This window comes from Mesorhizobium sp. WSM1293 (assembly GCF_000513875.1).
Taxonomy (GTDB): Bacteria; Pseudomonadota; Alphaproteobacteria; order Rhizobiales; family Rhizobiaceae; genus Mesorhizobium; species Mesorhizobium ciceri.
Map to the genome: position 1 here is coordinate 980,609 of NZ_AZUV01000001.1, position 23,383 is coordinate 1,003,991.

19 protein-coding genes are annotated in these 23,383 nt (G+C 61.9%); 9 read left to right on the forward strand and 10 right to left on the reverse strand.

Features of this window, described 5'->3' with window-relative positions; all coding sequences use genetic code 11:
* Positions 1-133: 133 nt before the first annotated feature.
* The 7 genes from M729_RS0104990 to M729_RS01000000134670 form a co-directional block, all read right to left on the reverse strand.
* Positions 134-1,123 carry an ABC transporter substrate-binding protein gene (locus M729_RS0104990; protein WP_027160929.1) on the reverse strand — a complete coding sequence of 330 codons (990 nt, stop codon included), beginning with the start codon at positions 1,121-1,123 and terminating at the stop codon, positions 134-136.
* A gap of 502 nt (positions 1,124-1,625) precedes the next feature.
* A complete protein-coding gene (locus tag M729_RS0105000) occupies positions 1,626-2,447 on the reverse strand; it encodes a carbohydrate ABC transporter permease (RefSeq protein ID WP_027160930.1) in 822 nt (273 codons plus the stop codon).
* A gap of 2 nt (positions 2,448-2,449) precedes the next feature.
* On the reverse strand, positions 2,450-3,316 hold the full coding sequence (locus tag M729_RS0105005; RefSeq protein WP_027160931.1) for a sugar ABC transporter permease: 867 nt from the start codon (positions 3,314-3,316) through the stop codon (positions 2,450-2,452).
* A gap of 55 nt (positions 3,317-3,371) precedes the next feature.
* Entirely contained in the window at positions 3,372-4,667 is a 1,296-nt protein-coding gene (locus M729_RS0105010; protein ID WP_245267541.1) for a sugar ABC transporter substrate-binding protein, read from the reverse strand.
* Between the two features lie 82 nt (positions 4,668-4,749).
* Positions 4,750-6,282: a putative N-acetylmannosamine-6-phosphate 2-epimerase gene (locus M729_RS0105015; protein ID WP_027160932.1), complete on the reverse strand. Its 1,533-nt coding sequence runs from the start codon at positions 6,280-6,282 to the stop codon at positions 4,750-4,752.
* A gap of 68 nt (positions 6,283-6,350) precedes the next feature.
* The gene (locus M729_RS0105020; RefSeq protein ID WP_027160933.1) at positions 6,351-7,100 is read right to left on the reverse strand and encodes a GntR family transcriptional regulator; all 750 of its coding nucleotides are present in this window, start codon (positions 7,098-7,100) and stop codon (positions 6,351-6,353) included.
* Between the two features lie 130 nt (positions 7,101-7,230).
* Entirely contained in the window at positions 7,231-8,016 is a 786-nt protein-coding gene (locus M729_RS01000000134670; RefSeq protein ID WP_050596180.1) for an IclR family transcriptional regulator, read from the reverse strand.
* A 95-nt stretch (positions 8,017-8,111) separates the two neighbouring features.
* Between M729_RS01000000134670 and M729_RS0105030 the strand changes: the two genes are divergently transcribed.
* The 8 genes from M729_RS0105030 to M729_RS0105065 all read left to right on the forward strand — a co-directional run bounded on the left by M729_RS0105030 (position 8,112) and on the right by M729_RS0105065 (position 18,328).
* Positions 8,112-9,215 carry a succinylglutamate desuccinylase/aspartoacylase family protein gene (locus M729_RS0105030; protein ID WP_224620669.1) on the forward strand — a complete coding sequence of 368 codons (1,104 nt, stop codon included), beginning with the start codon at positions 8,112-8,114 and terminating at the stop codon, positions 9,213-9,215.
* A complete protein-coding gene (locus M729_RS0105035) occupies positions 9,205-10,143 on the forward strand; it encodes a threonine/serine dehydratase (RefSeq protein WP_013530436.1) in 939 nt (312 codons plus the stop codon). The genes M729_RS0105030 and M729_RS0105035 overlap by 11 nt, the downstream gene beginning before the upstream one ends.
* Positions 10,144-10,301: 158 nt before the next feature.
* Positions 10,302-11,321: a sugar ABC transporter substrate-binding protein gene (locus tag M729_RS0105040; RefSeq protein ID WP_013530435.1), complete on the forward strand. Its 1,020-nt coding sequence runs from the start codon at positions 10,302-10,304 to the stop codon at positions 11,319-11,321.
* Between the two features lie 115 nt (positions 11,322-11,436).
* Positions 11,437-13,980, forward strand: coding sequence for an ATP-binding cassette domain-containing protein (locus M729_RS0105045; protein WP_027160935.1), 2,544 nt, complete (start codon positions 11,437-11,439; stop codon positions 13,978-13,980).
* An 11-nt stretch (positions 13,981-13,991) separates the two neighbouring features.
* A complete protein-coding gene (locus tag M729_RS0105050) occupies positions 13,992-15,014 on the forward strand; it encodes a Gfo/Idh/MocA family oxidoreductase (RefSeq protein WP_027160936.1) in 1,023 nt (340 codons plus the stop codon).
* A 10-nt stretch (positions 15,015-15,024) separates the two neighbouring features.
* Positions 15,025-15,999 (forward strand): ABC transporter permease, encoded by a 975-nt coding sequence (locus M729_RS0105055; RefSeq protein WP_050596181.1) that lies wholly within the window; start codon positions 15,025-15,027, stop codon positions 15,997-15,999.
* Positions 15,996-16,802, forward strand: a complete 807-nt coding sequence (locus M729_RS0105060) for a creatininase family protein (protein WP_027160938.1) — start codon at positions 15,996-15,998, stop codon at positions 16,800-16,802. The genes M729_RS0105055 and M729_RS0105060 overlap by 4 nt, the downstream gene beginning before the upstream one ends.
* Positions 16,802-18,328, forward strand: coding sequence for an aldehyde dehydrogenase family protein (locus M729_RS0105065; protein WP_027160939.1), 1,527 nt, complete (start codon positions 16,802-16,804; stop codon positions 18,326-18,328). The genes M729_RS0105060 and M729_RS0105065 overlap by 1 nt, the downstream gene beginning before the upstream one ends.
* 65 nt (positions 18,329-18,393) lie before the next feature.
* On the opposite strand, the gene M729_RS0105070 is transcribed toward M729_RS0105065, so the two are convergent.
* Complete coding sequence (locus M729_RS0105070) at positions 18,394-19,956, reverse strand: GMC family oxidoreductase N-terminal domain-containing protein (RefSeq protein ID WP_032808004.1); 1,563 nt, start codon at positions 19,954-19,956, stop codon at positions 18,394-18,396.
* A 442-nt stretch (positions 19,957-20,398) separates the two neighbouring features.
* Here M729_RS0105070 and M729_RS0105080 point away from each other — a divergent pair, with 442 nt between their 5' ends.
* Positions 20,399-20,917 (forward strand): ferritin-like domain-containing protein, encoded by a 519-nt coding sequence (locus M729_RS0105080; protein ID WP_013530428.1) that lies wholly within the window; start codon positions 20,399-20,401, stop codon positions 20,915-20,917.
* A gap of 144 nt (positions 20,918-21,061) precedes the next feature.
* On the opposite strand, the gene M729_RS0105085 is transcribed toward M729_RS0105080, so the two are convergent.
* Both M729_RS0105085 and M729_RS0105090 read right to left on the reverse strand, forming a co-directional pair.
* Positions 21,062-21,259, reverse strand: coding sequence for a hypothetical protein (locus tag M729_RS0105085; protein ID WP_013530427.1), 198 nt, complete (start codon positions 21,257-21,259; stop codon positions 21,062-21,064).
* A 483-nt stretch (positions 21,260-21,742) separates the two neighbouring features.
* Positions 21,743-23,347, reverse strand: a complete 1,605-nt coding sequence (locus M729_RS0105090) for an FAD-dependent oxidoreductase (protein WP_198032079.1) — start codon at positions 23,345-23,347, stop codon at positions 21,743-21,745.
* Positions 23,348-23,383: the final 36 nt, after the last annotated feature.

Here is a 23,383-nt window from a genome sequence, read left to right on the forward strand (position 1 = left end):
CGAGGTCCGCCTCCGGTTCAGCCAAATCACTTTGCAAGGTCAAATTACTTCGCAGGCCAAGCTACTTTCCAAGGCCAAGCTACTTTCCAAGGCCAAGCTACTTTCCAAGGCCAAGCTACTTTCCAAGGCCAAGCTACTTCCCAAGGAAGGACGTATCGACGAGGTCATCATACTTGATGTCCATCTTGAGCTTGCCGAAGCCGCCCCAGATATCGCCGCCCAGCTTGATCAGCTTGCCGGCTTCGCCAGTCTCGCCACCGGCGAAGAATTCGGCATTGCGCTGCTTACCGTAGAAGTTCACGCCAGCGGCCGAGGAAGCGAAGTCCTTCGGATCCTTCAGCCAGCCGCCGACGCCTTTGGCCATCACCTCATACGCCTTCTCAGGATTCTCCTTGATGAACTCGTTGGCCTTGTAGAGGCCCTTCACCAGCGCCTCGACATCTCCGGGGTTCTTCGTGATGTAGTCGCAGTTGAGCGCCACCACATCGACGATCAAGCCGGGTGTCTTGGAGGAGTCGATCAGCACCTGTCCCTTGTTTTCCTTCTTGGCCAGCGTCAGATGCGGTTCCCAGGTGACGGCAACGGGAATGCGGTCGGCCATGAAGGCGGCAGCGGCATCGTCTGCCGTCATGTTGGTGATCTTCACATCGGCCTGGGTGAGACCGGCCTGCTTGAGCAGGATATTGAACCAGAACTGCGACACTGAACCCTCGTTCAGCGCTACGTCCATGCCTTTGAGGTCGGCGATGCTCTTGACCCCGCTGGGCGCGAGCACGCCATCGCCGCCATGGCTGTCATCCAGCGCATAGACCGACTTGAAGCAAACATCCTTCGAACGATACTTCATGATCTCGTCGACGGTCGAGGCGCTGCCGTCGAGCTCGCCGGCGGCAACAGCCGCCATATACAGCGATGCTTCCTCGATGATTTCAAGCGAGACATCGAGCCCACCTTCCTTGAAGTAGCCCATGTCACGGGCAAGGAAGAGCGGTCCGTACCCCACCCAGGTCGTCATGCCCAGTTTCAAGCTGCCAGCTTCGGCGTGGAGGCTCACCGATATGGCGCTGAGCGCAATGCTGGCCACCAGCGCGGCCCGGCGAAACTTCGAGATTATTGTCGTCATCACGTTCCCCTGTTTTTCTGAAGTCGGGCGTTATCCCGGCCCGAACGAAACCCGCTCCGGAGGCATCGCCGAAGCCTGTCGCCTGACATTCTTTTCTTGTTTTCTTTCAGCCGATGGCGGAGCAAAGCACGTTGGGTGCGCTGCACAAATTATGATTTTCAGTAGTTCGGCTTAGGCTGGACCTAACCAGACTGCGTTGCGTCTGCGCCATCGCGATTTCGCCATCAGCAAGCTGCACCATTTCTTCCTTCCTCGGCCAGCCCGGGGCCACACCATTTTACGCGCCATCTATTGGCCGCGGCTGAGAGAGGGGGAACTGGAGCCGAGCTATTGTGGGCTACGGCCTAACGAACGGGTTGCAGTTCGGCGATTTCGACATTCTGGCAGATCCGTCCGGACGGCTGATCCGTCTTTTCGGAATCGAGTCACCTGGCCTGACAAGTGCGCTGGCGCTGTCGGATTGGGTTGTCCAATTTGTCGGAAAGACGAACTTCTTCTTGCTTTAGCCCTTGACCGCCCCAGCGGTCATGGATCCCGATATCTGCCGATACATCACAAGACCCAGCAGTGCCGGCGGCAAGGCGCCCAGCATCATGACGGCGGAAGCGGTTCCCCATTTTACGCCACCGCCGCTCGCGGCGAAGAAGAAGGATGCGCCGACCGTCATCGGCACGGCACGACTGGTTGTCAGCATGAGGCCGAAGAGGAATTCGTTCCAGGCGGTGATGAAGCCGAAGATGAAGGTTGTGACGAGCGCCGGTCGGATGACGGGCCGGACGATCATCATCATCACCTGCAAGGAACTTGCGCCATCGACTTTCGCCGCCTCGTCGAGTTCGACTGGTACATCTGAAATCGCGTTTACCAGGATGACGAGTGCAAGCGGCGCGTTGACGATGGTCAGGATGAGCCCGAGCCCGATCCGCGTATCGAGCAGGCCCAGCCACTGGTACATCATGTAAAGCGGGATCGCGAAGATGATCAGCGGCACGGCGCGAAGATTGATGACGATCGGCAGGACCAAGCGCTTTCCCGCCTCGCTGCGCGCGATCGCATAGGCAGCCGGGAACGCGAGCACGATCGCAAGGCCGGTTCCGATCAGCGCCGCCACGGTGCTGTTCAGCAGATAGGCATAGATGTTGAAGCGGCTGGTCTGCGTCAGGACCTCCAGATAGTTGTCGAGCGTCGGCTGGCTGATCCACAAACCGGGGTTCGTCGAAAGCTCGCGCTGGCTTTTGAGCGATGTGATCAGCGTCACGATAATGGGGAAATTCATCGCCAGCACGGCGATGGCAAAAACGATCCAGCGCAGTGCCCCGGCCATCGTCAACGCTTCCTGCGGCCGGCAAGCCGGTTAAGGCAGTGGAGAACGATGAACGACGCCATGAACAGGACAACCGAGGCGGCGACCGCCTTGCCAATAGCCCCTTCCTTGAAGAAGGCTTGGTAGATGTAGATCGACAAGGACGTCGTTGAACCTCCTGCACCACTGCCGGTCAATGCATAGACATTGTCGAACACCCGGAAACCGTCGATGAAACGGATGAAAAACGCGATGACCAGCGTCGGCTTCATCAATGGCAGGTCGATCCACCGGACGATCTCAAACGGTGATGCGCCATCGAGCGAGGAGGCTTCGCGCACGTCGAGCGGTATGGCCGAATAGGCCATGTAGAAGAGCAGGAAGGCGAAAGGCGTCCATTGCAGCGTCTCCACGACGACAAGGGTGCGGAAGGCATTGTTGATGTCGAGGAAGGCCGGGTTGTCACCGAACCATTCGAAGAGATAGTAGGGGACGGGTCCCGCGAATTCATGCAGCACCAGCCGGTACATGAGACCGACCATGGCCGGCGCGACCATCAGCGGCAGCATCAACGGCGCCATCAGGACTGGTCGCTTGCTCAGAAGCGGTGCCAGGAAGATGGCAAGGAAAAGACCGATCAGACATTCCGCTGATGCGGTAAGAATACCGAAGCGCAGAGAGAACCAGGCCGAGCTCCAGAATTCGCGGTCGTTCAACACCGAGACATAGTTGCTGAAACCGCTCAACACCGGACTGCGCAGCGTCTCGAATGTGACGGCCGAAATGGAATAAATCAGATTGACGATCGCCGGAAAGCCGAGGAACAGCAGCAGGAAGCCGACCAGCGGCGTCAGATACATCCTGCCTTCGGCACGTGTCACAAGGGCCATGTCGATCCGCCAAACGTGCCGGACACCGAGCTCGACCCGGCGTCCGGCAAATGGTTCATTTCTTGAGAAGGTCCTGCATGCCCGCCTTGGTGTGGGCGAGCGCATCTTCGAGGCTCTGCTGGCCGGACCAGTAGCCGGTAAACTCCTTTGCCTGCAGCTCATAGACCGGGAGCGCACTCGCAGACGTCGCTCCGGTCATGACATAGCCGTACTTGCTGGCGAATTCGCCGAGCTTGACGAGATCGGGACGTTCCTTCGCAACCTTGGCGACGACATCGGGAGACAATGCCGGCGAACCGCCGCTGCGCGCATAGAGCAAGGCCGCATCCTCGGTGGCGAGCCACTTCAGGAACTTGACGGCGCCTTCCTTGTTCTTGGCGTTCTTGTTGAGGCCCAAACCAAGGCCGTGGATATGATCGGCGCGTCCGTCGGGACCTGCCGGCGGCGCGACGATCCCGGTCACCTCGGCGACCGCCGGAGATTTTTCGGTGCTGGTCAGATCCGCCGCCGCGGCATTCCACTGCAGTGCCGTCGCGGCCTGACCGGATGCGAAGGCCGCGTTGGTTTCCGCATATTCGTAGCTCAGCGAATCCTTGGGCGATGACCCGGCATCATAGAGTTTCTTGTAGAGCTCGAGGCCGGTCTTGTAGGCATCCGAATCCACCGTGACATTGCCGTCCTTGTCCATCCAGTCGCCGCCGTAGGAGCGCGGCAGGGACTGGAAGACCATCATGTTGAACAGCAGGTTCTTCATCTGCAGGACCGTGCCGTAGCGCACCGGGCTGTCCGGGTTCACCTGCTTGGTGAAATAGAGGGCGGTGGCCGCCCAGTCGTCCCAGGTCCAGCTGTCCGGGTCCTTCGGCTGCAGCGGCTTGCCGAGATATTTCTGGGCGATTTCACCATAGGTCTTCTTGGCGGCGTCATCCCTGTTCAAGGCGTCGACGAGATCCTTGCGGTAGTACATGAAGTGCAGCGAAAGGTCTGTCGGCACGCCGTATTGCTTGCCGTCGAACTGCATCGTCTTGAGAACGGATTCGCCGAAAACCTTGGCCGCATCCGCGCCAAGATCGACCGGCTCCATATAGGGCGCGTAGCGACCGAGCGAGTAGGTGGCGACGAGGTTCACGTCGAAGGCGTTGGATCCGGCCGCCATGTCGGCCTGCAGCTTGTCGTAAAAGCCTTCGCGGTTGAAGAACAGCAGCTCCACCTTGTCGGCATCGCTTGCCTGCTTGTTGTAGGTTTCCACGGTTGCCCGCAGTGCGGTTTCCTCGGACCCGCCAGGCCAGCCGAGCACGGTCACGGTTGCGTTGGCAAAGGTCGGCAAAGCTGTCCCCGCGAGGAGGGTGGCCATAAGCGCAAAAGACGTCCTGCTCAATTTCATGATCGTTCCCTTCTTTTTTGATGATTTTTGCATGGCATGACCGGCGGCGCCGCTACCTTGCCCATTTGGCAAGATCGGCAACACCGATGACGCCGGCGTGGCCCGCGAGCTTCGCCGCAACGAGATTGGAGGAAAGGCGCGGTGGAACCTCGCCCAGAAGCGCGCGCACCCGGTCGAGATAGCCATCGACAAGACCGATGCTGCCGCCGATGACGATCGATTTCGGATCGAACATCATCTGAATGTCCCGGCACAGCGTCGCGACCCGCGAGGCGCTCCGCGAGACGATGGCGTCGGCCCAGGCCTCGCCCTTCAGCGCACGCCCGAACACATCGGCGGCATCGGCCTTGAAGCCGGCCTTGAGGGCCTGCGAAGCGATCCAGCGGCCGGAGGTGCTGTCTTCGAGTGGGGCATGGTCTGCAGACAAACCACGGATCAGACCGAAGTGACCGGCAAGACCGGACAGCAATCGGCCGTTGCAAACGATGCCGCCGCCAATTCCGGTCGAGATGGTCAGAAAGACGATGTCGCGACCTTGCCCGGCGCCGAATTTGTATTCGCCCCAGGCGGCTGCCTGGGCATCGTTGAACGCACAGACGGGCTTGCCGAAAACAGCGGATGCCCTTTCGACCAGCGGGTAGCCGTCGGGAATGCCAAGCGTCGCCGGATTCAACGCCGACCAGCGTCCATCGTGCACCAGCCCCGTCACCGCAATACCGATACGACTGAAGCGGCTTGACCAGGCTGACGTGCTTTGCGCAAGGGATGCCAGCCAGGCGTCGGGTCCAGCCTCTCGCGCGGTAGGCACGATCATGTCCTCGACCACCTTGCCGCCGCTGACCAGCGCGGCCATGGTCTTGGTTCCCCCGATGTCGATGCCCAGCACGGTTGGGCCAAGCACGGTTTGCGTGCCTCTTGCCGCATAGGCCTCGGAAATCGCCTGGTGGAACCACGAGGTGACGTGCTCGGTACGGGTGATCGCCGATCCGACAACCACGGCACAGGCGCCGGCGCGCGCGGCGGCGGCCGCCTGCTCCGGCGACCGGATACGCCCTTCGGCGATGACGTAGGGGGTCAGGGTTCGCATTTGAGCGATGAGGGCAATGTCCGGATCCTCCGGCTCCGGCCCGCCGACATAGCCGGAAAGCGTCGTGCCGACGAAATCGACACCCGCGGCAAGGGCCCGGCGCGCATCGTCAAGGCAAGAGCAATCGGCCATGGTCAGCTTGTTCCTGGCCTTGACGGCTTTCACAAGCGCTTCGACAGGAACGGGACGGACACGGTCCGTCGCATCGAAAGCGATGATATCGGCGCCCGCCTCGGCCAGCGCCTCGACATCGGCCAGATAGGGCGTGATGCGCACGGGGCTGTCGGTCAGATCGCGCTTGACGATACCGATGATCGGCTCGCGGACGGCCAGGCGGGCGGCCGCGACATAGGGCACGGATTCGATGCGCAGGGCCTTGGCTCCGGCTTCAAGAGCGGCCCTGGCAAAGCCCGTCACGAATTGCGCACTGTCCATCGGGCCGCCGGGAACCGGCTGGCAGGACACGATGAGACTGTTGGCGATGTCTTCCCGCTGCACGTCGGCACTCCCCTGTCGCCATCACGATAAATGGAAAATACCAGATTACAACCAGTTCATAACTGGTATTATCTTTGCAGCTCGAAGACGAAGTCGTAGACGTCTCCCTTGTAGCGTGTCTCGCAGTATTCCACGATCTGTCCGTCGGCGAGAAAGCAGCGGCGCTCGGTCATCAGCAGCGGTGCGCCCATCTCGCAATGAAGGTGTCTTGCATCCTCCAGCGATGCGCCGCGCGAGCGCATGCGCTGGATTGCCCTCTGAGGCAGGAAGCCGCGTGCATCTAGCGCTTCATAGAGGGAGTCCTGAACCATCTCGGGCGAAGGAAGGAAGCGAACCGGCACGGCCGAGACCTCGACGGCGATCGGCGCGCCATCGGCCGTCCGCACGCGGCGCATGCGGATTACATTGGTGTTTGCGGCAATACCCAAAGCCATCATTTCGGCTGGCGATGGACGGCTTATCTGTTTGGAAAGCCATAGGCATCCAGGCTTCAGGCCGCGCGCCAGAATGTCCTCCGAAAAGCTCGTCAGCGTCGAAAGCGATTTTTCGACCCGCGACCCGATCTCGGTTTTGGAACCATGCCGGCGATTGAGCTGCCCTTCCTCTTCGAGCAACGCCAGAGCTTTTCTCACAGTGACACGCGAGATCGACAGGGCTTCCGCCAGAACCCGCTCGCCCGGCAGAACCGCGCCGGCCTTCAACGCATTGGAGCGGATCGCTGCCTCGATCGCCGATTTCAACCGTCTGTAAAGCGGCACATCGGAGGCTGTCGCTTCCATCTCCCGACTGACAAGCCCGATCAGGTTCACGGTTGTCATTGCTCTTCCTCCCGCGCGAGAAGCACCCAGGATCAAAACATTCCTGACTGGACCCATACTGGTATTATCAATCCGGTGCAAACGTCCCGCGGGCGGTGCCTCGTCCGCGCCGTCAGCGCACCACGACCCCTCAGCGAACCTTCGGTGACAGCTTCATGGAGATGCGATCGCAGGCAGCACGCAGGACCTCCAGAGTAAAGGCATGGCGGCTTTCACGCGTATGGCGATTGATATAGGCGACGATAATGGAGGCGACGGCGCTGCCGTCCGGTCCGATGACCGGACAGCAGATATCGGTGATGCCGACGAAATCACGGCTCTCGCGCATCCAGTAACCGTCCGCGCGGATGGTACGAAGCTGCTTTTCCAGCGCCTCTCGATCCAGCGGCGCCGGCGAATGTGCCGCACATTCGTCGATCATCCGCGTCGCGACCTTTGGCGGCTGGAAGGCAAGGATCACATGGCCGGAGGTCGCGTCGGTGGCCAGGCGGCCGTAGCCGAGGCGCAGCGTGAACGCCATGTCCTCGCCGCCGGGAACGGCCGCGGTCACGACAGTCAAGCCATGATTGAAGACGACCAGGTGCGGCGACTGATTTGAGTCCCCGGCAATCCGCGTCAGCTCGGGCATTGCGGCGGATATGAGATCCTGAGCGCTCGGCGTGTGCAGCCCCAGCTTGAAAAGCTTGTCGGTCAACGAATAGGCGTCGGTCTCGGCGTTGCGCTCGATATATTGACGCTCCTGGAGCGCGATCAGCATCCGGAAAATCTCATTCTTCGAACGACCGAGGCCTTCCGCGATCTCCTTCATCGTCAAGGGCGCCCGCGCCTCCGCCAGCAGCTCCAGGACATCCAGACCCTTCGTCAGCGCCGGGGCCGAATAGGTCGGTTTGCCACTCTCTTTTGCGTCATCTGCCATTCGAAGAATCCCCGGTGGTCCACGCACGATAGAGACAAGAAATCGGAATTGCCATTGGTTTTATATCCAAACTTGACACCATATATAAAACTGACATGATGACGGGGACAATGAATTTCGAGGCCGAGCCGATGACCGTCCAGAGACCAGCAAACACTGTCCGCGCGACCATCACGCCCCGAAACAACAGTGTTTACACGTCGGTCGATTTCGATCGCGAGGGCAAGCAGATCGGCTTCTTCCATGTGCCCCAATCGCCGCACGACGATGCCTGGGGCACGGTCCGCGTTCCGCTGGCCGTCATCAAGAACGGAGACGGTCCGACGGTCCTGATCGAGGGTGGCAACCACGGCGACGAATATGAGGGGCCGATCGCGCTCGGCGAGCTTCTGCGCGAGATCGATCCACGGGATATAGCCGGTCGCATCATCGCGATTCCGGCCATCAACATTCGGGCCGTCGAGGCCGGCACCCGCACCTCCCCGGTCGACGGGTTGAATTTCAACCGCAGTTTTCCAGGCGATTTCAACGGCACGCTGACAAGCCAGATAGCGGCCTATGTGCATGACATCCTGTTTCCGAAGGCCGACTATTTCCTGGATCTCCACTCCGGCGGTTCGTCCCTGATGATCCTGCCGAGCGCGATCATCGAGCCCTCCCCGACCGCGCAGGGGCATCGCAAGAACATCAAGGCGACGCTCGCCTTCGGGGCGCCGACCGTTGTCATGGTCGACAATCTCGGTGAAACCCGGACCTCGACCGCGTCCGCCAATCACCAGGGGCTGATCGTCATCGGCAGCGAGATGGCCGGCGGCGGCCTTGTCAGTCCGGATGCGTTGGCCATCTGCCGCAGGGGCATCCGCAATGTGCTGAAACATGCAGGCGTCCTGAAGGGTGCGCCTGACATTGCCCCTGGCGCCAACGCACGCGTGCTCAAAGTGCCCGGAAGCGAAGGCTATCTGCTTTCCGAGGAGGACGGTGTCTTCGAACCCTTGAGCCCGCTCGGCAGTGCCGTCAGCAAAGGCGACCTTGCCGGACGCATTCACTTCCTCCACACGCCGTCGCGCGCGCCCATCGATCTCCTTCACCCCATCGACGGCATCGTTTTCGCCAAGCGTCAACCCGGCCGCGTGCGCCCGGGGAATTGCTGTTTCGTGCTGGCCAACGAATATCCGGAGGCACTGACCGATGAGCCATGAAGACATCATGGCGGCTGCCCGGCGCATTGCCCCCTTCATACGGCGCACCCCGGTCGTCAAGCTCGACCATGCCACGGGCGCGAACCTCCAAAATGATGTCTATTTGAAACTCGAATGCCTCCAGGTGAGCGGCTCCTTCAAGATCCGGGGCGCCACGAACCGGGTGAAAACGCTCGAGCCGGGCCGGATCGAAAACGGACTGGTCGCCGCATCCGGCGGCAATCACGGCCTGGCCACCGCCTATGTGGCTGCCCGGGCCGGCGCTCCCGCCACCATCTACCTGCCGAACAATGCAAGCCCGCTGAAGGCGGAAAAGCTGCGCAAATGGGGCGCTGACGTTCGCTTCGAAGGCAAGGTCTGGGATGAAGCGCATGAGGCTGCATTGGCCGAGGCAAAAGCGCGCGGCGCCTTCTACATGCATCCCTTCGCCGATGCGCAGATCGTGTCCGGCCAGGGAACCGTGGCGCTGGAGATGGTCGACCAGATTCCCGATGCCGACATCTACATCGTCGCGATCGGCGGAGGCGGCCTCATCAGTGGCATGTCCGAAGTCCTGAAGCACGTCAAACCCGACGCCAGGATCGTTGGTGTCGAGCCGACCGGTTCACCGACCCTTCACGCCTCCCTGACTGCCGGCCGTGTCGTTCGCTTGCCCGAGATAACGACGAAGGTGGCGACCATGGCCTGCGGCCGCACGGACGAAAGTATCTACGAGATCGTCGCCAAGCACGTCGACGACATCGTCCTTGTCGAGGATGCGGACATGCAGAAAGCCGCTGAATTGCTCTGGTTCGAATTCGGCATCGCCGCCGACCTCAGCGGCGCGGCATCGCTGGCCGCGTTGATGAGCGGAGCTTTCAAGCCACCGCGCGGCGCCCGCATCGCCGGGCTTGTCTGCGGCGCCGGTGTCGAAGGCCTGAACGGCTGAGGTCGAGAAAGGCCGGTCCACGCAGGACGCGGCCCGACATGGATACGGCACGAGTGCCGCGGAATACCGCCGGAATGCCTGTCGCTGGGACGGTCGTCGTGCGGGACATGAAAAAGAGGCGAAGAATCGTCCTGTCGCAACAAGAGGAGAACTGAAACATGCGCATTTCCCTGAAAGCATCCATTGCTCTGCTTGCACTCGCCATCGCAACGCCCTCGCTTGCCGCGGAAAAGGTTCTTGGACTTGCGGCAATCGACTTGCAGAACTCCTTCTTTGTCCGCATGAAGGAAGCCGGCGACGTGGCTGCCGCCGACTATGGGGTGAAATCCACCTGGCAGAGCGCCGAGGGTAGCCTGGAAAAACAGGTCAGCATCATCGAGAATTTCATCAATCAGGGCGTCAGCGCGATCCTGATCGATCCGATCGACAAGAACGCGGTCATTCCGGTGATCCAGAAAGCCACTGCCGCCGGCATTCCGGTGATCACCATGGGCAACAAGGTCGAGGCAGGCTCGAACTATTCGACGCTCTATCCGGACTACGACAACATGTCGATGGTTGCCCGCGCGCTCGGCAAGTCGCTTGGCGGCAAGGGCGAAGTCGCCCTGCTCGTCGGTTCGCGTGGCAACTTCGTGTCCGACACGCGCGAAAAAGGCTTTGTCGAAACCCTGAAAAAGGAGTTTCCGGACATCAAGGTCGTCGGCATCGAGCCGACCGGCTGGGACGCAGCCAAGGCAACGAATGCCGCCCAGACATGGCTCACCACCTATCCGGACCTGAAGGCCATCGGCTGCATCTCAGACAGCCTTTGCCTGGCAGCCGATTCCGTTGCCAGTTCGATGGGAACCCAGCTGCTCTACGGCGGCTATGACGGCGACGCCGAGATGAAGCCGCTGATCGACGACGGCAAGATGGTGATGGACGTGCTGACCGGCGCCTATCGTGTCGGCTACTGGAACATCGCCGTTGCCGCTCGCCTGGCCAACGGCGAAAAGCTGCCGCAGGATCTCTACATGCCGACCTATTTCGTGACCTCGGATGCGACGGCGGCGAAGCTCAAGGCGGATGGCCTCACCTTCGAATACATCAACACCGACAAGGAGGCGGTGGAAGCCAAGAACTATACCGAGCAACTCGGTCCCAAGGTTCCGGCGACCGCCATGACCCTGGCAAAGTAACAGCCTAAAGCGGCTCAAGCGCCGGATGACATGTCATCCGGCGTCCCCTTTTCCTGGCGATCGCCGTCGCCGCTCCGTGGTGACCGCGCATGATGCTCGATAAGAGGACCGACCCATGTTCCAGTCCTGGACCTCTCCGTTACTGCGGCGCAACGAACCGGTTCTCATCGCGGTGCTGCTGGTCGCCATCGCCGTCTTCGGCTGGATCGATCCGCGTTTTCTGTCGACCGGCAATCTTGTCAGCATCGCGCAGCAGAGTGCGGTCATCGCCCTCATCTCTTTTGCCATGACGGCCGTGATCATCGCGCGCGGCATTGATATTTCCGTCGGCAGCAACCTCGCCTGTTCCGGCATCGCCGCGGGTCTTGCCTACACGGCAACCGGGTCGGCGAGCCTGAGCCTTCTCGCCGCGATCGGTGGCGGTGCCGCGATAGGTCTGCTCAATGGAGCGCTGATCGGCTTTGCCGGCATCTCTCCCTTCATCGCAACGCTCGCCACCATGGCGTTCGCGCGCGGCCTGGCGCTCAGTCTCTCCGGCGCATCCAGCATCGCGGTCGCCGATCCGGTCCTGCTTTTCGCCGGACGCGAGACAATCGGCCTGCTGCCGGTCTCCGTCATCATCGCCGCCATCTGCCTGAGCCTCTGGTGGTTCGTGCTCAATCGAACGGTATACGGGCGCTGGATCTATGCGATCGGCGGCAATGCGGGGGCGGCGCGGGCCTCTCTGGTTCCCGTCGACCTCGTGCGCATCTCCGTCTACGTGATTGCCGGTGCGACAGCCGGGCTCGGCGCGATCCTCACCATCGGCCGCCTTGGTTCGGCACAGCCGCTTGCCGGCACCGGCCTTGAATTTACAGCCATCACAGCCGCGATCATCGGCGGCACGAAACTCTCCGGCGGCCAGGGCTCGATCTGGGGAACGGCGATCGGGGCGCTGCTGCTGGGCGTCATCAACACCGGCCTGTCCTTCCTGCAGGTGCCGCAGATCCTGATCTATTTCGTGACCGCGAGCCTCATTCTGGTGGCCGTTCTCACCAGCCAGCCGGAGAGTGTCGCCGCCTTGTTCAAGACCGGTGGCCGCAAGTCCACCCCGTCGCCCCGCAACACCGCCGCAACACCGGTCGGCAAACACAGCATCGCCTTGCGCGGGCTTGGCAAGTCTTTTCCGGGCGTCAAGGCACTCGACGGTGTCAGCTTTGCCGTCTCGGCTGGCGAGGTGGTGGGACTTGCCGGCGAGAACGGGGCCGGGAAATCGACGCTGGTGAAGTGCATTTCTGGTCTGCATCGCCCGGACGAGGGTGAGATCGTCATCGACGGCAACGCCGTCCAGTTCCACTCCCCCAGCGATGCCAAGGGCATCAGCGTCATCCATCAGCATTTCAGCCTTTCGCCGGACCTGACGGTGGCGGAGAATCTCTTCATCGGCCGCGAACCGCACACCCGCCTGGGATTTCTCGACCGGGCCCGGATGCGGCGCGATGCGAAGGCCATCATGGACGAGCTGTCGCTCGATATCGACATTGCCGCGGAGCTGCGAACGCTTTCCGTCGGGCACCGGCAGATGGTGGAAATTGCCCGTGCCGTTCTGTCCGATGCCTGGTTCTTCATCATGGACGAGCCGACCAGCGCGCTCTCCAACCGCGAGCGCGACCAGCTCTACGACCTGATCGACAGGCTGAGAGCTCGCGGCGCCGGCATCCTCTACATCTCGCACAAGATGGAAGAGATCTTCAGCCAGTGCGACCGCGTCGTCGTTCTGCGTGACGGACGCTTCATCGGCGAGCGCCAGACCAGCCAGACCAGCGAGGCCGAGATCGTCGCCATGATGGTCGGGCGCGATGTCGGCGACATCTTCCCCTATCTCGAAGCGCAAGTCGGCGAAACCGCGGTCGAGATCAGCAACATTTCCGATGGCAAGCTCTTGAAGTCGGCCACGCTCAGCGTGTGCAGGGGCGAAATCGTCGCGCTCGCCGGCCTGATGGGCAGCGGCCGCTCCGAAGTGCTCAGGCTGATTGCCGGCCTCGATCCCATGCATGGCGGCACGCTCAGAATTTTCGGCGGGCAGCAGACCGGCGGCGACACCAAGGCCGCCAATCGCGCCGGCATCGTCTACATACCGGAAGATCGGCATCTGGAAGGCTTTGTCGGCACGATGTCGATCAGGGATAACCTGTCCCTCGCCTGGATTCGCGACAACAGTCACTTCGGCCTGCTCAGACCTCGCCGCATCCTGGCTCTCGCGCGCGATCTCATCGGCTCACTCGGCGTGCGGCCTGCCCAGCCCGACAAGATGACCATCGAGCTTTCGGGCGGCAATCAGCAGAAGGTCGTCATCGGCAAATGGCTTGCCACCAAGCCGAAGATCATCCTGCTCGACGAGCCGACACGCGGCGTCGACGTCGGCGCGAAGTCCGAACTCCATCACCTGATCGCAAGATTGAAGGCCGAGGGCGCGGCGATCCTCATGGTGTCGAGCGAGTTGCCCGAGGTTCTCGGCGTTGCCGACCGCATCGTCGTCATGCGCGAAGGCCACTCTGTCGGCACGCTGGCGCGTGGGGCGACGGAAGAAGACGTAATGACGCTGGCCTTTGGTGATCGCACGATCACACCACCAGCCTGCTCACCCCGGCCAGCATCCAACCTTGCACCATGCCTGTGAGGAGAAACCCTTTGAGCAAGTTGAAGATCGCCATCGTCGGTGCCGGCTACATGGGCCTCCTGCATGCGCAGGTGGTTGCCGCCAGCCCTGTCGCGGAACTGTCGGCATTCGTTGATCCGAATCCTGCCTCGGGAAGCAAGGCCGCGTCCGATTTCGGTGCCCGGCATTTCACCGATGCCGCCACCGCGCTGGCCGCCAATGCCGCCGACGCCTACATAGTGGCGGCACCCGACACGCTGCATGAAGACGTCTGCCGCACGCTGCTCGATGCCGGCAAGCCGGTGCTGCTCGAAAAACCGATGGCTCATGATCTTTCCGCTGCCAAGGCGATTGCGAAGGCGGCGGAGAGAAACGGCGCGCGTCTGTTGGTCGGCCACATCCTGCGGTTTGACCCGCGCTATTGCGAAGCCGCGGCAGCGGTGAAATCCGGGCGGATCGGCGAGCCGATCCACGGCAGCAGCGGCCGTTTCACCAATCGCGAAGTCGGTCTTCGCATGAACGGAAACTCGAGCGTCTGCTTCTACCTCGGCGTGCACGACGTGGATGCGCTGCAATGGATCTCAGGTTCAGACATCATCGCCGTCTACTCCCGTCCGGTCGCCAAGCTCATGCCTTCGCTCGGAGTTCGCTCCGAAGACGCGATCTTCTCCACCGTCGAGCTGTCGAACGGAATGGGCGGACAGCTCTACTTCGGCTGGACGCTGCCACCGACCGTTCCGACCGGCATCTGGGCGCGCACCGAAATCATCGGCACTGAAGGCATGATCGACCTCGACGTGCGCGACCACGGTCTACGTATCCTGTCGCATGGACAGTGGTCGCAGCCCGACGCCTTGCACTGGCCGACCGTCAATGGCCACATCACGGGGGATCTCTTCGAGGAGGTCCACCATTTCATTTCCGCGGTTCGCGACGAAACCCCTTTCGTGATGCCGCTCGACGACGCCCTGCGCGCCGTCGCCGTCAATGATGCAATCCTGCGCAGCGTCAAATCAGGCCTGCGCGAACCGGTCGAAGATTGGCACATCCGATGAGAGAACCCTCATGACCCGCCAACAGAACATCTGGTGCAGGCGCTTTCTCGACCTCTCGCCGTTGATCCTGCTGGTCATCCTGCTGGCGATCTTCGCACTCATTGACGCCCGCATCGTTTCAACCGCCAGCCTCGTCAACATCGTCGCCCAGGCGACTCCGATCGCCATACTGGCGCTTGGCGCCCTGATCGTTCTGCTGACGGCAGGCATCGACCTGTCCGCCGGCGTCGGCGTCGCCTTCTGTGCCGTCTTTATCGCCAGCCTGATCGACGGCGGCGCCGGCCTGCCGCTTGCCCTCCTCGTCGGCTTTGCCGTGATGGTGGTGATCGGCCTCGCGAACGGCGCCGTTATCGCACTGTTGAAGATACCGCCCTTCGTGACGACACTGGCCACAATGGTCGCGCTGCAGGGCGCAACGCTTGCAGTTGCCTCCAAAGGCGTCCTGATGCTGAAGGATCCGACGCTTCGCGCCGTCGGCATCGAGCGCAGCTTCGGCATTCCCAACGTCATCTTCGCAACGCTCCTGATCGTCGCTGTAGCAGCGATCCTGATGCGGCACAGCCGTTTCGGGCTGCGTACCTATGCGCTCGGGTCGGATGCCGGAGCCGCGGAACTTGCCGGCATCCCGGTGACGAAACACACGATTCTCGTCTATTGCGCCTCCAGTATCTTCGTCTTCCTGACGGCTGTGATCATGATCAGCCGGGTGCCTGTCGTGACGCCCAATATCGGCGGGATCTCGCTGCTCCTGGACGCGATCGCCGCGGCCGTGCTTGGCGGCACCAGTATTTTCGGCGGACGGGGAACGGTGTGGGGCGCGGTCGTCGGCGCGCTGATCGTCAGCCTGCTGACGACGGCGCTTCGGGTGTTCGGCACGGACCCGTCCAGCCTCGAACTCTACAAGGGAGCAATCATCATGGTCGCTCTCCTGGCCGATTCCGGCATGACCTACGCCAAGGCCCGGCTTGTCGAGGCAGCACGATGAACGAGCCAACTCCGGCCTTGCCGATCCCGCCTGGATCCAGCTTTGCGCTGATGACCTCCCCGGATACGGAAAGACACGCGACAGCCGGCGTGCACAAACCCGTCGTCATTCTGCCGCTCGGCGCTGTCGAGCAACATGGGCCGCATCTGCCGCTCGGCGTCGATTGCTGGCTTGCGGAAGCGGTTGCGCTCGCCGCGGCAGAAGGACAGGCCTCCATCCGTGTCGCCGAACCTGTCGCCTATGGCTCGTCCGAGCATCATCGCTCCTTCTCCGGCACCATGAGCCTCAGCCCGCAGACCTTCATCGCCGTTCTCGTCGATCTCTGCACCTGCCTTGCCGAAGACGGCTTCCTGCCGGTCATGCTGAACGGCCATGGCGGAAACCGCGCCGCCATCCAGGTGGCGATCACCACCCTTGGCAAGCGTGGCATCGTCACGGCGGGTTTCTCGTATTTCGATCTCATCGCCGACGTGGCGGCGGAGGCCCTGCCCGATGCCGCCACGGGCACCGGTCACGCTTGCGCGCTTGAAACGTCGTTGATGATGCATGTGCTTGGCGACAGCGTTCGCCGCGATCTCATCCCGCCAGGCGGCACCCCGCCATCCTGGCCGGATCCTCACCTTTACGCCGCGCCGGCCGTCACCGTCTGGCGCCGTTTCGAAGCCATCCGCGACAACGGCGTCATCGGTACGCCGTCGCAGGCGAGCGCGCAGGCCGGCAGCAGACTTTTCATCGCAGCCGTGGAGCGCAGCCGCGCCGCCATTTTGAACATCCAATCCGAATTCGGCCAAAGGAACGCATGATGACAGTCCATTTCAAATCTTCTCTCGAAGGCCCCAACCTGCGCGGCATGGCGATCGTCTCGGAGCCGGAAGCAGCCGCCCGTATCGGCATCAACCGCATCGGCGGCGAGTGGATTGCCGGCAGCTCCGGCAGATTCCTGAAAATCGATAGTCCTTCGACGGGCGAGCATCTCGGCTATCTCTCCCTTTCCACCCGCGCCGATGTCGGTCGCGCGGTGAAAGCCGCCGAAGGCGCACGCGAGACCATGCGCAAGATGGGAACCTTCGCACGCGCTCAATTGTGCATGCGCATCGCCGACGCGATCGACAGGCGCGCCGAAGAGCTTGCCCACCTGCTCTGCCTGGAACAGGGTAAGCCCTTCCACAGCGAGGCAAAGGCCGAAGCATCGGCGGCAGCTCTCGGTTTCCGCAATGCGGCAGAGCAGATGAAGTGGCTGGAGACGGCGGCGTTTCCCCTGGCCGATGCCAACAAGCGCGCCTTCAGCTTCCTGCAGCCGAAGGGCATCTTTGCCATCATCACGCCATGGAATTTCCCGCTCGCCCTGCCCTGCCTCTACTATCTCGGACCGGCCGTCGCAACGGGCAACACCGTTGTCTGGGTGCCGGCGCCGACGACATCGCTGATTGCCACGGCACTTGTCGAATGCTTCATCGAGGCGGGCTTGCCGGACGGCGCCATCAATCTCGTTCTGGGAGATGGTGCGGAGGTGGGCGACGAGGCCGTCGTTCATCCGGGCACCCATGCCATCGGCTTCACCGGCAGTTCCGCCACCGGCGCGACGATCGCCCGGCGTGGCGCGGGCAAGCCGCTTCTGCTCGAAATGGGCGGCAACGGTCCGACCATCGTGCTGGCCGATGCCGATATCGACATGGCCGCCGCTCAGGTGGGGGCCGGCTGCTTTGCCAATGCCGGGCAGATCTGCACGGCCACCGAACGCGTGCTGGTGCATAAATCCATCCATGACCGGTTTATCGAAGGTCTGGTGAAAGCGGCCGCGAAGGTGAAAATGGGCGACCCTTTCGATCCCGCGACGACGATGGGGCCGATCAACAATGCGGTCGCCGTCGACAAGGTGCTCAGCCACATTGCGGACGCCCGCGCTCGTGGCGCCGAGATCGTCACCGGCGGCAATGTGGCGTCGGGTTTTGCCACCAATCTCTATTTCGAGCCGTCGATCGTCACAGGACTGACCCGGGAAAGCCTGCTCAACGTCGAGGAATCCTTCGGGCCGGTTGCACCCGTGCTGACCTTCGAGACCGACGAGGAGGCGATGGAACTTGCGGCGTCCAGCCCCTACGGCCTGTCGGCCGCGGTCTTCACCAGCACCATCAAGAACGCCTTTGCCTTTGCCGAAAGCCTGAGGGTCGGCATCGTCAACATCAATGAGATGAGCTGCTATTGGGAGCCGCATATTCCTGCCGGCGGCGCCGCCGGGACGCAGAGCGGCCTCGGCCGCACCGGGGGTCGGCACACGCTGATGGAAATGTGCGACCTGAAGACGATTACCGTGGACGTCACTCGCTGACATTCAAGGCCCGCGCCTTTAGCGCGGGCCTCCCGTGCGACCGTATGCCGTTCGTCAGCAAGCTGTCAGATGGACCGGCGCAGGTTGTCGGCCATTTTCTCGCCAATCATGATCGAGGTCAGGTTGGTGTTTGCCTGGCAATCGAGCGGCATGATCGACGCATCGATAACCCGCAGCCCTTCAAAACCGTAGACCCGGCATTCCGGATCGACCACGGCCTCGCCGGGCCTCCCCATGCAACAGCCGCCGATCCCATGCTGCGCATCGGAAGACTGCGCCAGCAGGAAATTGTCGACCTCCTCGTCGCTTGCCGTTTCGAGCCATGACAAAGGCAGATCGGAATCCCCCAGCAGGACGCGCTCGGCGATCGCCTGGATCGGCGCCTGCCGGGCAATCTCGCCAAGGTGGCGATAGGCGATACGCATGCGCTGAATATCCATCGGATCGTCCAGCATGTTCTCTTCCACGATCGGCTGGTCGAAGGGATTGGCGGAACGCAACTGCACGGTGCCCCGGCTCTTGGCCTCCATCAGGATCAGATTGACCATGGCCTCGCCGAACTGGGCGCTGTCGGACTCCACGCCGATACCGCCATGGTTCATGGCGACGTAGAGGATGTCGTCGCGCTCGGCACCCGGCACACCGGAACTCATCCGCACACAGCAGTTGGTATGCCGCGCGTCGACATCGGTCGCCTTGAATTCCGGCTTCAGCTTCAGTTCGATGCGGCAATAAGGATGGTCGAAGAAACCTTCGCCGACCGGCAGATCGGCAAGCACCTCGATGTCCTTTCGATTCAAGAGAGCCGCCGGACCGATGCCCGAGCGCTGCAGGATGACTGGAGAGTGGATGGCGCCGGCCGAGACGATGACCAGCGGCGCCTCGAATTTGCGAACCTGACCGGCCACGATGGCCAAAACGCCGATCGCTTTCTTGCCATCGAAAAGCACCTTGTCCACTGTCGCCTGCCCGATGATGGTGAGGTTCGGCCGGTCGCGGGCAGCTTCCAGATAGCCGTCATTGACCGACACGCGCTTGCCGGCTCGACTGTTGATGGGATAGGTGCAAGCCCCTTCGGCATCCGGAGCATTGAGATCGTCATGCCAGGGATGGCCGAGGGCCATCGCGCTTTGGCGCATGGCCTTGTCGACGCTTCCCCAGCTTTCGACAGGCGCGCGGTAGATCGGAATCGGGCCATCGCTGCCGTGAAAATTGGCCGCGATCGGATCATCCTCCAAGCGGCAAAAGAAGGGCAGCACGTCGGCTCCCGACCAGCCCTTGCATCCGATTTCCTCCCAGCGGTCGAAGGCATGGAGCACGCCGCGAATGGCAATCTGCCCATTGACGGCCGTCGAACCGCCAAGCCCCTTGCCGCGCCAGTAGACCCGGTGTTCCTGCCGCTTCGTGCGGCGAGCCATCAGGTCGGGGTACATATATTGTTGCTGAAAATGATCGGGAAGCAGCAGGTTGAAGGGATTCGGACTCGCCATCTCGGCAGGTTGCTCGCCGCTCCGGTAGTCCGGCCCCGCTTCCAGCAAAAGCACGTTCGTGCCCGCATCTTCGGTGAGCCGGGCGGCAAGGACAGCCCCGGCTGCGCCGGCTCCGACAACGATGACATCAAAGGGCATGCCGCACTCCCTACATCCGACCAATGCACGGCTCACTCGACCGCGACATCATCTTTGATTTCATTGTGCACGATCATCTGCTGGCATTCAGGCTCGGCGACGGACGCCGGAACCGACTACCTTAGCCGCCGTTGCACGACAGCAAGATCATCATGATTTGTTTTATATGTAAATATGATTTCGTATATGAACCCATCGGAAGTATCTCTTTTCACCATCTACTCCATACAGCGCGACGAACCCCGGTGCTTTCCGTCCCCCCTGCCGGCGGCTCTCACACCGTCATCGTCCATAGCCTTTTGATGTCGATCGGCCCTCGATAAAAGCGGTGTTCGACGCGCTGCCCTTCCACGTCGCCCCCAGGGAACAACTGCTTCCATGGAAAGTTAGTCCATGGCTACACCGCCGGTGAGCTTTCACGACAATCCAAGGGAGACAAATCATGGCGACTGCAAAAAGAGCGACGACCAAGGGACTGGAGGCTTTGTTCCTCGATGGGCTGAAGGACATCTACTACGCTGAAAAGAAGATACTCAAGGCCTTGCCGAAGATGGCAAAGGGCGCCGAATCCGAGGAGGTGGCTGCGGCCTTCGAGAAACATCGCATGGAAACCGAAGGCCAGGTTGATCGGCTCGAGCAAGTGTTCGAACTTATGGACAAACCGGCTCGCGGCAAAACCTGTCCGGCGATCGACGGCATTCTTGAGGAAGGGTCGGAAATTCTCGACGAATACAAGGGCGACCCAGCCCTGGATGCTGGGCTGGTCGGCGCGGCACAGGCCGTCGAACATTATGAAATCGCGCGCTACGGCACGTTGGTCGCGTGGGCTGAACAGCTTGGCAAGAGCGACGTGGTCAAGCTCCTCAACGAGACATTGAAAGAGGAGGTCGCGACCGACGAAGCGCTTTCCGGGCTGGGCGAAGGCGGTGTCAATGAGCGCGCCCTGGAGCAAGCTGCCTGACTGAGCGTCCTGACTGATGTCGCCCCGGCGAAGCCGCCGGCGCGACTTCGCGACCCCAACCGCGGCGTCGTCGATAGCACCTCTTTCAGATGCAATCAGACCCACCCCGATATTTCGGGGTGGGTCTGACGAAATCACCCGCGATCAGCGGTTTTTGTGACTTTGTTCGCCAGCTTTCACGTGCTGTTCGTGGGTTCCACCACGCATGCCGGATCCATCGCCCTGCTGCCGTTGACCACCACCAGCGGCCTGCTGTTGCTGACGGTTTTTATTGTCGGCATTCTTGTGGCTCTGCTGGCCTGCCTTCACATGCTGTTCGTGGCTACCACCTTGATTGGGCATTCTTCTTCTCCTTCACAATGCACGAGGCGACAACCGCCTCGATTGCCTAAGAAGAGTCAGGCGCGAACGTTCCCTTACGTAATATTTTGTGAAGGATCCTGGTCGGACAAAACCTGTGATGAATGCCAACCTCGGAGAGCAAACGCAAATTAAGAGGCTGTTCCCGGAAGTCGACAGCAAGGCGCTTGTCTTGCCTTCCCGCCGACAGAGGGCTCCTACCGATTTCAGCAAAAGACAATCGTTTTAATGAGAATTTTTCCGATTTGTAGTCCAGCATTACTCATTTGTAGTCCAGCATTACTCATTTGTAGTCCAGCATACTCAAACGTCCTGATCGAGCGAGAGCTGATCGATCAAAGGGCCGTCGCTGCTCCAAGTGGAGCGCCCTTTTCGTTGCTAATCGATGGTCACGGCGATCTCGTGGGACGTGCGGCAAACACTGATTTTGTTGTTTTTAAGGACGGTCGGAGATCTTCTACGCAGTCACCTGTTCTGATGCAGGATCGTCTCGGCCGCTATGAAGCCCCAAGTCAGGTTGGGGCCCAGCGTCGTGCCGGCTCCCACGGCGCGCGTGCCGATGGGGTTGGCCATGGCAAGCCCTGCCGCATAGAGGCCGGGGATGATCGAGCCGTCCGGCCTCAGCACCTGGGCTCGCTCGTTGGTGCGGGCGCCGCCCTTGGTGCCGAGGATCGAGCGATTGATCGTCATGCCGACATAGGGCGCCTTGTCGATCGGCTTCAGCCGGTTCTCAGGTCCATGTGCCTTGTATGCCTCCCAGCCATTGTCGCCGCGTTGGAAGTCTGCATCGTGTCCCTTCGCGCAAAAGCTGTTCCAGCGGGCGATCGTCTCCTCGAGCGCCGCTGCTGGCAGCCCGAGCTTGGCGGCAAGGCCAGCGATCGTATCGGCCTTCTTGATCCAGTCGCGCTCGTAGGAGGCATACCAGCGGAAAGGCAGCGACGTTTTCAGGAAGCGATGATCGCCGACGAGATAGCAGGGCAGATGGATCGGCGCGCCATCCGGCCCGCGCGCATCGATCGCCTCGCCGATGTTGAAGGCGTTTTCGCTGACAAAGCGCTTTGCGTGGCGATCGACCACGATCGAGTGCGGCTCGGCCTGGAAGGTCATAGGCAGACCGTGCGATTTTCCCTGGTAGCGCGTCGGCAGGCAGGGATAGACGTTGGCCTGATCCATGCGGTCCAATTGCGCGCCGACGGAAGCCGCAAGCTTCTGGCCGTCGCCCTCATTGCCGCGCGGGCTGCCGATCCGGTCGAAGGCGCCGGGGAAGTGGCGTGCGCGCATTTCGGCGTCCCATTCGAAGCCGCCGGTTGCGATGACGACGCCGCGGCGCGCGACGATCTTCGTGCGTCGGCCCTTGCTCTCCACCTCCGCGCCGGCGATGCGTGAGTCCGGGTCCTGAAGCAGGGTGACGGCGCGCGTTCCCGGCTGAAAGGTGACGCCCGCATCGAGGCAGCCCTTGATGAGCCCGGTCATCAGTGCCGTGCCCTGGCCGCCGGAATTCGTCAGCCACCGCCATAGAAGCTTCGGCCAGACCTTGAACCCGGCGCGGATGGGATGGTGATAAAGATCGAGGTCGACGATCTCCTGGTAGGTAAAGCTGTGCGGCAAGGTGGAGCGGCGCAGGCTCCGCGCAAACTTGCCCAGGATACGGCGGCTGAGCGGCCTCGGCGAGAGCATGCGGCCGTAGAGCTTGCCGCCTGGCGCTTCGGCAAAGGGGTCCGGCTCGTTGATCAGGCGGAAATCAAGCGGCGTGTTGACGGACAGGAAGTGCAGCATGTCCGGCGCGGCCTTGGCGAACGCGCCCCAGAGCGCGTCTTCCTTCTGCTCCCACCCTTCGGGCGCGACCGCACGCAGATAGGCGAGCGCATCCTTGCGGCTGTCTGCAATGCCGGCTTCGGCCGCGACATGGTTGGCGGGTATCCAGACCCCGGCACCGGACATGGCCGAGGTGCCGCCCAGCCATTCGCTCTTTTCGATGACGAGCACCTTGAGGCCACCCTTGGCGGCCCGCAGCGCTGCCGAGCAGGCCGCCGATCCCGAACCGATCACCAGAACATCGTACTCGCCCATCGGCATTCCCCTGCCATCATCGACACAGCACTATAG